Source organism: Mesorhizobium kowhaii, assembly GCF_042431665.1.
GTDB classification, from domain to species: Bacteria; Pseudomonadota; Alphaproteobacteria; order Rhizobiales; family Rhizobiaceae; genus Mesorhizobium; species Mesorhizobium kowhaii.
Window position 1 is genome coordinate 455,493 of record NZ_JBHLYT010000033.1, and the last position, 12,081, is coordinate 467,573.

16 protein-coding genes and 1 tRNA gene are annotated in these 12,081 nt (G+C 61.7%); 5 read left to right on the top strand and 12 right to left on the bottom strand.

Annotated elements, in window-relative coordinates; genetic code table 11:
- Positions 1 to 241: 241 nt before the first annotated feature.
- From ACFFNA_RS21795 to ACFFNA_RS21810, 4 genes are all read right to left on the bottom strand, one after another.
- Positions 242 to 484: a Trm112 family protein gene (locus ACFFNA_RS21795; protein ID WP_378921490.1), complete on the bottom strand. Its 243-nt coding sequence runs from the start codon at positions 482 to 484 to the stop codon at positions 242 to 244.
- A 172-nt stretch (positions 485 to 656) separates the two neighbouring features.
- The gene (locus tag ACFFNA_RS21800; RefSeq protein ID WP_378921491.1) at positions 657 to 1,328 is read right to left on the bottom strand and encodes an LON peptidase substrate-binding domain-containing protein; all 672 of its coding nucleotides are present in this window, start codon (positions 1,326 to 1,328) and stop codon (positions 657 to 659) included.
- A gap of 152 nt (positions 1,329 to 1,480) precedes the next feature.
- A complete protein-coding gene (gene trxA, locus ACFFNA_RS21805; RefSeq protein ID WP_111544063.1) occupies positions 1,481 to 2,485 on the bottom strand; it encodes a thioredoxin in 1,005 nt (334 codons plus the stop codon).
- Positions 2,486 to 2,563: 78 nt separating this feature from the next.
- On the bottom strand, positions 2,564 to 3,061 hold the full coding sequence (locus tag ACFFNA_RS21810; RefSeq protein ID WP_378921493.1) for a prolyl-tRNA synthetase associated domain-containing protein: 498 nt from the start codon (positions 3,059 to 3,061) through the stop codon (positions 2,564 to 2,566).
- A 323-nt stretch (positions 3,062 to 3,384) separates the two neighbouring features.
- Between ACFFNA_RS21810 and ACFFNA_RS21815 the strand changes: the two genes are divergently transcribed.
- Positions 3,385 to 3,459, top strand: a tRNA-Gly gene (locus ACFFNA_RS21815).
- A gap of 72 nt (positions 3,460 to 3,531) precedes the next feature.
- Here the strand turns inward: ACFFNA_RS21815 and ACFFNA_RS21820 are convergent.
- Positions 3,532 to 4,470 carry an AraC family transcriptional regulator gene (locus ACFFNA_RS21820; protein WP_378921495.1) on the bottom strand — a complete coding sequence of 313 codons (939 nt, stop codon included), beginning with the start codon at positions 4,468 to 4,470 and terminating at the stop codon, positions 3,532 to 3,534.
- A 179-nt stretch (positions 4,471 to 4,649) separates the two neighbouring features.
- Between ACFFNA_RS21820 and ACFFNA_RS21825 the strand changes: the two genes are divergently transcribed.
- The gene (locus ACFFNA_RS21825; RefSeq protein WP_378921497.1) at positions 4,650 to 5,063 is read left to right on the top strand and encodes a nuclear transport factor 2 family protein; all 414 of its coding nucleotides are present in this window, start codon (positions 4,650 to 4,652) and stop codon (positions 5,061 to 5,063) included.
- Between the two features lie 170 nt (positions 5,064 to 5,233).
- On the opposite strand, the gene ACFFNA_RS21830 is transcribed toward ACFFNA_RS21825, so the two are convergent.
- From ACFFNA_RS21830 to ACFFNA_RS21840, 3 genes are all read right to left on the bottom strand, one after another.
- The gene (locus tag ACFFNA_RS21830; RefSeq protein WP_378921499.1) at positions 5,234 to 5,785 is read right to left on the bottom strand and encodes a hypothetical protein; all 552 of its coding nucleotides are present in this window, start codon (positions 5,783 to 5,785) and stop codon (positions 5,234 to 5,236) included.
- Between the two features lie 171 nt (positions 5,786 to 5,956).
- The gene (locus ACFFNA_RS21835) at positions 5,957 to 7,609 is read right to left on the bottom strand and encodes an ATP-dependent Clp protease adaptor ClpS (protein ID WP_378921501.1); all 1,653 of its coding nucleotides are present in this window, start codon (positions 7,607 to 7,609) and stop codon (positions 5,957 to 5,959) included.
- A gap of 203 nt (positions 7,610 to 7,812) precedes the next feature.
- The gene (locus ACFFNA_RS21840; protein ID WP_378921503.1) at positions 7,813 to 8,622 is read right to left on the bottom strand and encodes a SapC family protein; all 810 of its coding nucleotides are present in this window, start codon (positions 8,620 to 8,622) and stop codon (positions 7,813 to 7,815) included.
- 279 nt (positions 8,623 to 8,901) lie between these two features.
- Between ACFFNA_RS21840 and ACFFNA_RS21845 the strand changes: the two genes are divergently transcribed.
- The 3 genes from ACFFNA_RS21845 (at position 8,902) to ACFFNA_RS21855 (ending at position 9,831) form a co-directional block, all read left to right on the top strand.
- Positions 8,902 to 9,177: a DUF6916 family protein gene (locus ACFFNA_RS21845; protein ID WP_378921505.1), complete on the top strand. Its 276-nt coding sequence runs from the start codon at positions 8,902 to 8,904 to the stop codon at positions 9,175 to 9,177.
- A 76-nt stretch (positions 9,178 to 9,253) separates the two neighbouring features.
- The gene (locus ACFFNA_RS21850; RefSeq protein WP_378921507.1) at positions 9,254 to 9,616 is read left to right on the top strand and encodes a hypothetical protein; all 363 of its coding nucleotides are present in this window, start codon (positions 9,254 to 9,256) and stop codon (positions 9,614 to 9,616) included.
- Positions 9,547 to 9,831: a 2OG-Fe(II) oxygenase gene (locus ACFFNA_RS21855; protein WP_378921509.1), complete on the top strand. Its 285-nt coding sequence runs from the start codon at positions 9,547 to 9,549 to the stop codon at positions 9,829 to 9,831. The genes ACFFNA_RS21850 and ACFFNA_RS21855 overlap by 70 nt, the downstream gene beginning before the upstream one ends.
- A gap of 15 nt (positions 9,832 to 9,846) precedes the next feature.
- On the opposite strand, the gene ACFFNA_RS21860 is transcribed toward ACFFNA_RS21855, so the two are convergent.
- Genes ACFFNA_RS21860 through ACFFNA_RS21875 form a run of 4 tightly spaced genes read right to left on the bottom strand, consistent with a single transcriptional unit; the run spans position 9,847 to position 11,959 of the window.
- On the bottom strand, positions 9,847 to 10,377 hold the full coding sequence (locus ACFFNA_RS21860) for a GNAT family N-acetyltransferase (protein WP_378921511.1): 531 nt from the start codon (positions 10,375 to 10,377) through the stop codon (positions 9,847 to 9,849).
- A 7-nt stretch (positions 10,378 to 10,384) separates the two neighbouring features.
- Complete coding sequence (locus ACFFNA_RS21865) at positions 10,385 to 10,915, bottom strand: phage tail protein (protein WP_378921513.1); 531 nt, start codon at positions 10,913 to 10,915, stop codon at positions 10,385 to 10,387.
- A gap of 8 nt (positions 10,916 to 10,923) precedes the next feature.
- Positions 10,924 to 11,445, bottom strand: coding sequence for a phage tail protein (locus ACFFNA_RS21870; RefSeq protein ID WP_378921515.1), 522 nt, complete (start codon positions 11,443 to 11,445; stop codon positions 10,924 to 10,926).
- Positions 11,446 to 11,455: 10 nt separating this feature from the next.
- Positions 11,456 to 11,959: a phage tail protein gene (locus ACFFNA_RS21875; RefSeq protein WP_378921517.1), complete on the bottom strand. Its 504-nt coding sequence runs from the start codon at positions 11,957 to 11,959 to the stop codon at positions 11,456 to 11,458.
- Positions 11,960 to 12,081 lie beyond the last annotated feature (122 nt).

The window sequence follows — 12,081 nt, forward strand, 5'->3', positions numbered from 1 at the left end:
GGCAAACGCGAAGCAGAACGCCGGCGATCCTTCGCACCCCCCTCTGTCCTGCCGGACATCTCCCCCACGAGGGGGGAGATTGGCCGTCATCTCCGCTTTCGCGAATCTCCAACGTTGAAAGGCAGGCTGGTCGGCGAAGCTGCCGATCTCCCCCCTCGTGGGGGAGATGCCCGGTAGGGCAGAGGGGGGCGCTGTCCCGCCAGCCTCCGGCAAATTTCTGCGCCGCAGCGGTCTTCGCCTCTCAAGCCGGCCCGCTCAAACGCGGCGGCGACAGTACATCCTCCACGGAGAGCGTCCGCGCTTCCGAGGGCAGCATGATCGGGATGCCGTCGCGCACCGGATAGGCGAGCTTGGCGACCCTGGAAATCAGTTCGCCGCGCTCCGGATCCCAGGTCAGCGGCCCCTTGGTCAGCGGGCAGGCCAGCAACTCCAGCAGCTTGGGGTCGACATTGATCTTCTTCCCGTCACGTCCGTCCGCTGCCATCAGTTCCTCTTTCTCGCCAACTGCAGGCCTAAGATGTGTTGAGATTCAGGTCAGGCCGAGCCGAAACTGGTGGGTTCCGAGAACCGGAGCGGAGCGTACTTTTCGTACGTGAGCACCGGAAGCGCAGGAAGCCGCCGGTTGCAGGCCGGCATCACCTGAATATCAATGCATCTTACTGCAGGCTCGAACCAAAGTCCTCATTCTCGCGCGCCAGCGCCATTTCGGTGATGGCGATCAGCGTTTCGGCCCGGGTCTTCAAATCCGCCGCTTCGAGCAGCGCCTGTTTCTCGGCTGGCCCATAGGGCGCCATCATCGACAGCGCGTTGACCAGCATGGCGTTTTCGGCCCGGCTGACGCTTTCCCAGTCGGCTTCGAGGTCATTGGCCTGCAGATAGGCGCGAAACGCCCTGAGCAGCGATGGCCGGTCGATCTCATCAGCCGCCTGGTCCTCGTCGAGATCGGTAAGGAACGGCGCCAGCTTGCACTGGCGAAACGGCGTCTTGACCGTCAGTTCGTGGGCGATGCGGAACCGGCACACGCCCTGCAGCGAAATCAGATAGCGGCCGTCACCGGTCTCGGAAAGGGCAATGATGCGCCCGGCGCAGCCGACATTGCAGAGTTCCGGCTCGCCGTCTTCGCGCAGCGCGCCGTCGAGGCGGGGCTGAATGATGCCGATGAGCCGCGAGCCGGTGATGGCCTCATCCACCATCTGCAGATAGCGCGGCTCGAAGACGTTGAGCGGCATGCGGCCTCCCGGCAGCAAAAGCGCACCCTCGAGCGGAAAGATCGGGATCGTCGACGGCAAATGCTTGGCGAGCCGGTAATGCGCGTTTCCCGCTTGCACCTCATTCCTCCGATCGCTTCCATAGGGAAGCGGGTGTTGTTTCTATGCATGTCGTTCTCACAAAACCGTGGCCACTTTGCGCGACATGCATTGAAGTTTGGTAATCTGGCGCAATCATCGCCGGCCGCAAGCCCGTACGGCAAAACAACCGCTCAGGAAAACAGCAACGCCGACAATTTGCGGCGCGCCGCAAGCGTCGCCTCGTCGGTCATGCCCCAGGCCTCGAACAGCTGCAGCAATTGCGTCCTGGCACCATCCTCGTTCCAGGCGCGGTCGGCCTTGATGATGGCCAGCAGATTGTCGGCCGCCGCCGTGCGATCGCCGTTGGCGTTCTGGATCATGGCAAGGTCGAAGCGCGCCTGATGGTCTTTGGGATTCTCAGTCAGGCGACGCTCGAACTCGGCTGGGTTGCCAAGGGCGGCAGCTTGCGCCGCCAGCGCCATCTTGGCGCGCAGGGCTGCCAGCGGCGGCGCATCCTTCTTCGCCTCCGGCGCTGTTGCCAGCAAGGCCTCGGCGCCTTCGATGTCACCGGCCTCGAACATCAGGTCGCCCAGCCCGCCAATCGCCTCGACCGTATCCGGCGCCTGCGCCAGGATGGCGTCGTAGATGTCGGCCGCGGTCTGCATGTCGCCGGCCTCGCGCGCCTCGGCTGCCGCGGCCAGGGCCTCGGCCACCGGCGGCGCACCATTACCCTTGCCGCCGACCTTGGTGATGAATTCGGCGATCTGGCTCTCGGGGATCGCGCCCATGAAGCCGTCGACCGGCTGGCCGTCCTTGAAGGCGATGACCGCGGGAATGGACTGGATGCCGAGCTGGCCGGCGATCGAGGGATGGTCGTCGATGTTCATCTTGACCAGCTTGACCTTGCCGCCGGCGGCCTTGACCGCCTTCTCCAACTGCGGCGTCAACTGCTTGCAAGGCCCGCACCAGGGTGCCCAGAAATCGACCAGCACCGGCTGACGGCGCGATTCCTGGATGACATCGGCGGCAAAGGCGGCGGTCGTCGTATCCTTGATGACGTCGGTGGCCCCTGGGGCGGCAGGGGCCGGCGGCGCCTCGCCAAGCGCGACTTTCGCGCGCGGGGCCCCGGTTCCACCATACTGCACGGTGGTGGAGTATTGGCCGCCATTGCTGCCAAACGGATTGTTGTCGCTCATCTCTTTACCCTTCCGTGGCGCGGCCGGCGGCGGCTAGGCGCCTTTCAGACAATCTGACTTAAGCCATCCATGTGGCGATCACGCGGAGACTTTCAAGATAACAGCATCGTGCCCGGTTGCCTCGACGAATCTGATCAGGTCGCCCGCCGCGACCGACGTCGTCGCCTCATTGGTCAGCGGATGCGCGTTGATCATCGCATGATCCATCAGCGCCTTGTCGAGAACGACCTTGACCCGGCCCGCAATGTCGTTGATCAGGCCGAAGACCGTGACCGCGCCCGGCGCCACGCCGAGCAGATCCATCAGCATCTCCGGCCTGCCGAACGAGACCCGGCCGGCGGCGCCGATCACCTGGTGGATCTGCTTCAGGTCGACGACCGCCTCCTCGCCGACGGTGACCAGGAAGAAATTGTCCTTCTTGTCCTTCAGGAACAGGTTTTTCGTGTGGCCACCGGCGATTTCGCCGCGCAGCGCTTGCGAATCGGCAACCGTGAACAGCGGCGGGTGGCGCCGCGTCGAGGCAGCGATCCCGAGTTCGGCAAGAAATTCCATCAGGTCAGCTTCGGTCTTCGGCATCGGTTTTCGTCTTCGTCCCGTTTCCTGCCAAGCCGTTTACGGCCAATGGGGCGACCGACACAAGACCGTCATGCGACATGGCAGTGAACGCGCCCGCCGACTAAAGCGCGTCGCGTTTGAACGGATTCAGGCGACGCGCTTTAGCCTCTTTGTTTTTATGCATGTCGGTCGCCCAAAACCGGGGCCACTTTTGGGCGACATGCATTAGCGCTGGCGGCTTGCCGGCATCGCCTGCCGCATTGCAAAATGCCTGACATTTCCCTGTTGCAATCGCCGCGCTCTTCAGCCATATAGGCCCGGCTTGCGGCCAAGACGCCGTGTGAGCGGGTGTAGCTCAGGGGTAGAGCACAACCTTGCCAAGGTTGGGGTCGAGCGTTCGAATCGCTTCACCCGCTCCAGTTTCCTCCTAGGGAATCAAGCATCGAAAAGCCGCGGGTTCCCGCGGCTTTTTCGTTTTCTGGGACTGCCGGTCAGGCACGCGGATCGTTGGTTTTAACGTCGGCCAACTGTAGGCTTCTGCGATAGCGGCCAGGCGCCTGGCCGGTGAGGCGGGTGAAAGCCTGCGAGAACGAAGGCGACGACTCATAGCCGACGGCGCGGCCGATCTCCTCGATGGTCCGGTTGGTTTCCCGCAAGGCCCTGGCCGCGAGATTGATCCGCCATCGTGTGACGTAGACCAGCGGCGGCTCTCCAACCAGCCGCGTGAACCGCCGCGCGAAGGTGGCCCGTGATTGCGACGCGCCAGCGGCCAGCGATGCCACGGTCCAGGGTGCGGCCGGCCGCTCGTGGACGAGACGCAGCGCTTGCGCCACGCCCTTGTCGCGCAGGGCGCCGAACCAGCCGGCCGTTCCGAGCGGCTGGCTTTCGATCCAGGCCCGCAGCAGGAAGACCAGCACACTGTCGAGAAGGCGGGGAGCGACGAGGTCATGACCGGTCAAGTCGCCGCTTGCCTCGACCCGCAAAAGCTCCGTTGCCAGCCGCAGCGGTTCATTCGCCGCGATCTGCGCACGGGTCAGATGAATGAGCGGCGGCAACCGCGATATCATCGGATGCGGGCCGTCCATCGTATATTTTGCGCAAAGAAGCGTCGTCACATCATGCTCGCCTGGCCGATCTTCGTCGCTCAGCCTTGCCGAAAGCATGGCGCCTATTGGCGATGCCGGCGCTTCGGGCGGGTCGCTGAGCGTGTGCCCCACTCCACTGCCGACGAGGATCACATCGCCCTCGGACAAATGAATGGGCTCCCCGCCACCAGCCAGCCGCAGCCAGCATTCGCCGCCCTGCACGACGTGAATGGCGGTATTGCGCATCGGATCGACCGAGATACCCCATGGCCGCCTCAACCTGGCCCTGCCGATCACCGCACTTCCCAGCCGCACGGAAGCCAGAACATCCGACAACACGTCCATGCACATCATCCTTTGCACAACCCGGCGCGCTCAAGTTGAGACGCCTGGATAAGAATGTGCAAGCCCAGCCTATCGGTTATCTCATTGTTATCGCCGATAAGTGCCGGCAATGGCTACGGCGTCAACCGGGTCAGTGTGCAGCGACCAGCCCCCAAACATCCAGCGACAGGACAGACATCATGCACGATCAGCTTCAGTCTGCGGAAACCTCCAACATCAGGCACGAGAGGAACAAGGCCGCTGTGCTCGACTTTATTGAAAAGTCGGTAAACCAGGGGGATATCGATGCCGCCTCGGTTCATTTCGGCGAGAGCTACACGCAACACAATCCGAACATAGAAGATGGCGTCCGGGGTTTCCGTGAGTATCTCCAACAGCTCCGGCAGGCCTTTCCGCTGGTGCGCGGCGAGGTCAAGCGGATTTTTGCCGACGGCGATTTCGTCATCGTGCACATGCACGCTAGGCGCGAGCCCGAGGAAGCCGGGCTGGCCATCGTCGATGTCTTCAGGCTAGCGGAAGGCAAGCTCGTCGAGCATTGGGAGGTCCGCCAACCCGTTGTGGAGAGCAACCTGCACGCCAACGCCATGATCTGACCGGCGAACGATCGCCGGCAGGTCGCGCCATGCACAACGATCGAGACATTGGCGATCCGCTGCGACCCTGCGCACTCGTCCGGCCAATAGCCGAACGCGTGAGGTGAACAGCCCTTGGACCGGCACAGATGAGCGGTTCGACGTGACTCAGAGTACTGCTTTTGCTCGCTTTACGCGCAGTCCTTGCGTCGAAATATGCGATGTTGCATCTCACGCCAACGCGTCATCACTTTTTCCTCGAAGCGATCTCTTCTAAATTTGACGCAATGAATGTCCTCGATCAGGAAGACATCATCCTTGGATGCGACCGTCTCCAAGAACTGGGGAGACCGAACAGCCAGATTGACCTCGTCCTCACGCCCCGAAGTTTGACCGATCAATTGGTAAAAGGTGAACATTGCGTAGCAATAATTGTCGAAGGTCTCGAACCCTGAAAAGTCCGCAACGCGACATTGATCCAAATTCATTAGGGGGTAGCTGTACGGACTGCTCCTGTTCGGGTCTTGCTTAGTGTGCGGCAGCCTGAGGGTCTTGGTGGCGCCGACCTCCTCCAGCATGGAGGTACTCCACTCCCAGCAGCTTATGTAACTGTGATAGAAGGCTTCGCGCACCACGCCATGTTCGTCTGGCAGCCACTCGTTATGCCCTCGCTCGGCGTCGATTAGCCGGTAAACGTCGAATAGAAACTCGTATATGAGTGCAGCCACCGTCGCGTTTCGCATTCCCTCAACCTCAATTTACGCGGCCCGGGCTGCGCCTGAGGACTATTCAGTAATTCCCAACAGGAGTTCGAATCTCTTCGGGCGCGCCATTCAGTATCGATAGTTCGAACTCCGTCGTTCCGCCAAGGCAACGGGCAGGTCTCTGTCACCTGCCCGCAATTCGACGCCGGCTCAGTTTGATGGCCCGTCGCTTGCTCCGCCAAGCAGCCTGACGTTGAGCCGGCCGCCCGTGAACAGCATGTCGTCCAGGGCTTCGGCGAGATCCTGGGAGGTCACAATCTCTCCGTCACCCCGCATGATGCTCGTTTGGGCGGTACGGCGCATAAGTTCCTTGATGAAGGCCGCGCTGACGCCCTTCGTGCGCGCCACTGCCTCCCCCACGATCTTGTCGGAAAGTTTTAACCCGCCGCCATAAAGGCGCACCAGCTTCTCCCGGCAATCGTCGTCCGGCAGCGGCACCTCGATGGCCTGGTCGATACGCCCTGGCCGCCCCGTGAGCGCACCTTCAAGTTGTTCGGGCCGGTTGGTGGTAAGGATGAACAGGATGTCGGCATTGTCCTTCAATCCGTCCATCTCGTTGAGCAAGGTGTTGAGGAGAGATTCTTCGCACGGACCCCCCATATTCTCGCGGTCGCGGGCAATCAGGTCCACGTCCTCAATCACCACCGTAGCCGGCTGCAGCAGGCGCGCAAGGGTCATATATTGCGACAGCAGGCCCATCTGGCCGGCCGTGATGATGAGTGTCGTATGGCCAGGGAGATTCGCGGCGAGGTAGCGAATGGTGTGCGTCTTGCCAGTGCCCGGCGGGCCGTAGAGCAAGATGCCCTTACGCGTCGATTGCCCAAGCCGTCTCAGCGCTTCCCGGCTCTCGATGAACCGGATCACGTTGCGGTTGAGAAGCTTCAGAGTCTGTTCCGGCAGGATGATCGCGTCGCGCTGCACGTGCGGCAGGCGATGGACCATTACGCCTTTGGAGCGGCCCTGATAATCCGCTTCCGTTTCGAGCGAGAGAACCTTGCCGCGGTAGGATCGCGCGGCATTGATGGCAGCCTCCAACTGCGAGAAGCAGCGATCCACCAGGGCCACGCCATCCTCGCCGGCCGGCACGGCGATCTCGACGCAGGTTCCGGCTTCGCGGCCGTACTCGCGGTGAAACGACAGCACGACCGCGTAGTGTAGGTCGCCGTCCCGATTGAGCCACAAGCCGTTGCTGAGACACTTTATTGGCTCGCTTTCGCCGATGTCGACATCTTGGTATTGCGCAGCCGAGATGGTGACGGCGAACTGTCCTTCTTTTGTCAACGCGGCATAGGTCAGCGTCTCGTAGCGATGTTGCTCGTAGAGACCGAAGAAGCGAACAGGCGAGGTTGAGAACAGTTTGTTGAGCGCCACCTGCACGTCGGCGCGCATATGGCCGGGAAACTGGCGGGAAGTTGCGATGATCTCGTCGTGCGCCAGTCCCGCAAAATGCCAGGCGATTGCTTCATGGGCATACTTGAACTTTTTGTTGCGCGAAACCTGTGCCGGATGGTCGGGCGCGTTGGCGCCTTCGGTTCCGCCAGGACCGGCGGTGATGCGAAGCGGGTGACCGGCCGCCTCGATGCGCTGCTGCGCCGTATCCAGCATCGCCTTCGCGACCGCGAAAGGATAGCTGCCGCACACGGCCTTTCCCTGCTGCGTCACTGTTGCGGCGAAGGCCTCGGCCTCCGCCTCCGATCGGTCGAAGACCGAGCGAACGAGATCGACGACGAACTCCCACGGCGTCTGGTCGTCATTGTGAATGACAAGCTGCAAGTCAATTGCCTCGGTGGAGGTATTGCGCAATAGAATTGCCCACTTCTAATGCTGCTGCAGATCAACAATATCTGCGCCACATTGCATGAATTGTTAACAACTTGACGCCTTGGTTGCACGCCTCGAGGACAAAGGCTGCACAGCAACTGCTTGCGACAAGCTAACCGAGGAGCCAGGGAAGGTCGGCACGACAGGAGGGCTGCGGCTAGTCAGCTCTTTTACAGCTTACGCCTTCAGCCGCTCTTTGCCCCGTCCGCCTTCCGCAGCGATGCCTGGTGGACCAGCGATGTCCAGCTGTTGGTCGAGGCGAGGTGGCAGTAGAGCAGGCCGAGCGCGCCGGATTTGCGGAGGTCGAGAAACGCCTCGTCGCTCAGCTTGTTGAAGGCCGGCTCGTCGATCACCTGGAAGTCGGTGAGGTTGAGCACCTCGCCGCCTTCGAGCGTCACCTTGCTCTGGCGTGGCGCGAACAGGCCGTGTGCGTCGATCCTTTCGATCATCGCACGGGTGGCGTTGAAATCGATCTGGAACTGGTTGCAGAAGGCGAGCGCCTGCCTGGTCGCCTCGGTCGGCTCGGTGCCCCCGGTGCCCCCGGTGCCATTGAAGAACGGCAGCATCTTTTCGTCGCGGAACGGCGCCAGCAACTGGTCGACGACGCGGTCGCTGGCCCGGTCGATGCACAGCGTCAGCCGGCCGGGCGACTTCGGGTCTTCGGCCATGATGAAGGGATAGCGGCGGACATAGGCGGGGATGTAGTGCGGCCCGGTCCATTTGCCGTCGGCATCGACGAACAGGTTCTCGTCCTGGCGCACGCCGGTGATGATCACCGGCGCCTTGGCCGCGCCGATGAAGACGATCGGGTAGGAGCGCATCGCCGCCGGCATTTCCGACGCCACCACCGGAATGGCGTGCGCCGAGCGGGCGAAGCCGAAGTCGCTGCGCGCGGTCAGGCCGAGCGAGCCGTGCCGCACCGGATTGAGCGCCTCCGGCGTCGAATAGAACAACGGCATCGCATCGCTTGCCACGTCCGTCTTTGCACCTGCCATCGTCCGTCCCTTCTCCCGCAAGCCGATCAGGCCGCCACTGCCGGACCCCGAAAACCGGGATCTGTTTTGCTGCGCTGATCTTGGTCTGGAAACAATCCCGCGCAGGAGCAAAGTACTACAGTGTCTCTTGCACGCATAAAAGGACGGGCACTGCTGTATTTTGCGGTTTGCGCCGGCGAATTGACTTGGCCCGACGCCGGCAGCCGGCCGGGGCCTCTGGACAGCTTGCGGCGAAGCGGCGACAGTGCCGCCGGCGGCGGACAGATTGAGGCGAACGGCATGGCGTCGGCATCGGATTTCGAACTGGCGGTGGGGTCGGTTTTCACTGTCGCGATTGACGGCAGGACGGTTTCGCTCGAGCTGACCGCGGTCCACCAGATCGCCGTCAGCCCGCGCCCCGGCGGCGGCTTCACGCTCATGTTCAAGGGGCCACGCGACATAGCACTGCCGCAGGCCATCTACCGCCTCACCGGCGATGCCATCGCCGACGACATCTTCATCGTACCGATTTCAGCCGACGCGACCGGCTATCTCTATGAGGCCGTCTTCAACTGATTTTTGATTTTCGGCGGTCCGGCCGGTCAGGGCGACGATCGGACCATCCGGCGATGCACAGAGGGCGGCTGGACCTATGATCGACCATATCGAGATCGCGGGCGTGCTTGACGAAGCAGCGTGCAGCGCGCTGTGCGCGGAAATTCGGGCGGCCCACGGCCGTCCGGCCGGCCTGATGGGGCGCGACGACCAGAAGCCGGCATGGCCTGAGGTCCGCAAGACCACGCGCGCCGAGGTCTCAGCAACCACCGAAGTGCTGGTGAATGGCCTGTTGGCGGAGCAGAAGACGGCCCTGGAGCGGCATTTCGGCGTCGTGCTCGGCCGTGCTGAGAAGCCGCAGTTCCTCCACTATCGGGAAGCGATTTCTTCGTGCCGCACCAGGATGGCAACACGCCGCTCATTCACGACGAGTCGCGGTTCAGGAGGATCTCGGCGGTGATCTTTCTCAACCGCCAATCGGACGATCCTTCGCCCGAAACCTATGCGGGCGGCTCGCTGGTCCTGCATGGACCTTATAGCGGTCCCGACCTGCGCGTCGCCATGCCGGCATTGCCGGGCTCGCTCGTCGCATTTCGTTCCGAAACAACGCACGAGGTCACCCCGGTCACGCGCAACGAACGTTTCACCATCGTCTCCTGGTATCGCGGGGGATGACGACTGGCGTGGCCGTCAGGGCGAACGGATCATCAGGTCGTAGACGCCCTTGTCCTCGGCGAGGGCGAATCCCAGCCGCACATAGAGCCGTCTGGCTGGATTGTTCTTCTCGACATGGATCGACATTGATTTGCCGGCTAACCCCGCTTCCTCGATCAGATCGCTGAGCAGCGCGGTGCCAAACCCTTTGCCGCGATGGGGCGGCAGGAAGGCGATGTCGATGATCGTATGCTGGCCCGAACCACGCTCGAATGACCCACGCTCGAGATAGAGGCGGCCGATGTCCTCTCCGGCGCGCTCCACTACCAGCCAGTCGGCCCCGGGATAATGCTTGATATAATGCGCGTGCTGCGCCCGGAACTGCATGTCGAGGAACGCCGCCTTCTGCACGTCGGTCCAGGACGTGACCGCAAGTTCCTCGGCGCGGGTCGAAGCGTAAAGCCGCGCTAGAAACGGCAGATCGGCATCCGTGGCTGGGCGAAACATCAGCCCGGCGCCCGCCGCCCGTACCCAGTCGGTCGAAACCGCCTCGCGAAATGGGTTCATCGAAAAATCAGGGGCGTGCCGGGTAAACGCCTTGCAGCGCGATGATGAATGTCAAGGCCACGTGGGGCTGCAGATTGTTATGGGCCTGCGAAAGGCCCGCAGGCGCGACAGCCTGAACGTTCATCTGCGCCAGGTTGCTTGCCGTATTCGATTGGTAGATCGTGCCTGCCTTGGAGCGGCCTAAATGCTCGGTCGGGGAAGGCGATTTGAGCGTCGCGTTTTCGGTGGACGCCAGAATGCTGTGATTGTGGGTCGGCATTTCGTTGGGAGTCAAGGTGACGGTCGTAGTCCCCCCGGTCTCGCCCAACACGTGATCGATCGTCCCGCCAGTTGCGGTTCCCGGATGCATCGGCGCTGACCCGGCCAGATCTGGCAGTGCAAAGGTCGACTTGCCGTCGCCTCCATAAGTGGTCCCGAGCAGTGAAAACAGCGCCGTATTTTGCGAAATAGCCAGCAATTGGCCGTTGCAGGTCGCCCAGCCTTTCGGCGCGAAAACCCCGGCAAAAATACGAATTTCCGCGACGAAAGGCTCGGACATGACACCCTCTAGTTCTGGCTCGGGAAAATCCCGAATAGCGAGATAATGAAATTGACGCACTGATAGGGCATGAAATTGTCGTGAGGACTGTTGCCGCCGGCGGTGGTCAGCGAATTCCCCGCAAGCGCCGGCCCGGCGACGTCGATGACAAAGCTGGAGACCGTCGGAGAGGTTGCCAGGACATTGCCAGCCGGATTGGCATCCGTGGCTGTGTTGGAAGATGCGATCAGAACATGATTGTGAGCACCCATCTGATTTGCCGTCAGCGTCACGGATTCGACGCCCGCAACTTCGCCAAGCACATAGTTCTGGGTGATAAGCGGACCCTGGCCCGCATGGATTGGAACACGGCCGCGAAGATCGGGCAGGTTGAATGTCTCTTGGCCATCGCCGCCGTAAGTTGTCCCGATCAAATTGAAGAGCGTCTCGTTTTCGGAGATGGATATTGAGCTGCCGTCACAGAAAGCCCAGCCGTTCGGCGCGAAGTTGCCGCCGAACATGCGAATCTCACCGACATAAGGATCGCTCATAGCCGCTCCTCTAGTTTTGCGACGGGAAAACGCCGACCAGGGCGATGACGAAATTCAGTGTCAGCAAAGGCTGACGGTTCTCATGCGGATTTCCACCGACAGTGGAGATTGAAGCCGCGTTCAACGCTGTCGCACTGCCAAAGGCCGCGTAGGGAACACCCACTTCCCGGGCGAGCACGTTGCCGGAGGCAGTATTCTTGTCGCCCTGGGTCTGCGACGCGTTGATCAGGTGATAGTGCGACGGGTTTTCGCCCGCCGTCAGCGTGTGAAATTCAAAGCCGCCGTTATTGCCGACATTTGCGCCAATCGGACCGCCAGAATGCACGGGCGTTCTGCCGCGAAGGTCCGGCAGGGCAAAGGTGGTCTGACCATTGCCGCCATAGTATGTGCCTATAAGCGAAAACAGTGCCTGGTTCTGGTTGATTGGCAAAAATTGCCCGTTGCAAAGAGCCCAGCCCTTCGGGGCGAAATTCCAAGAAATAATTTTGACTTCACCTAGATAAGGTGTGCCCATCTTGAACCCCCTCGTGCGCCAATAATACAGCCTACATATTTTACTTCTTGTCGTCGATAAGTATTCGTCAGGCGACAGAGGATTTTTTCTGTCCAACCATGAACATTGGTTACCGAGCTGTT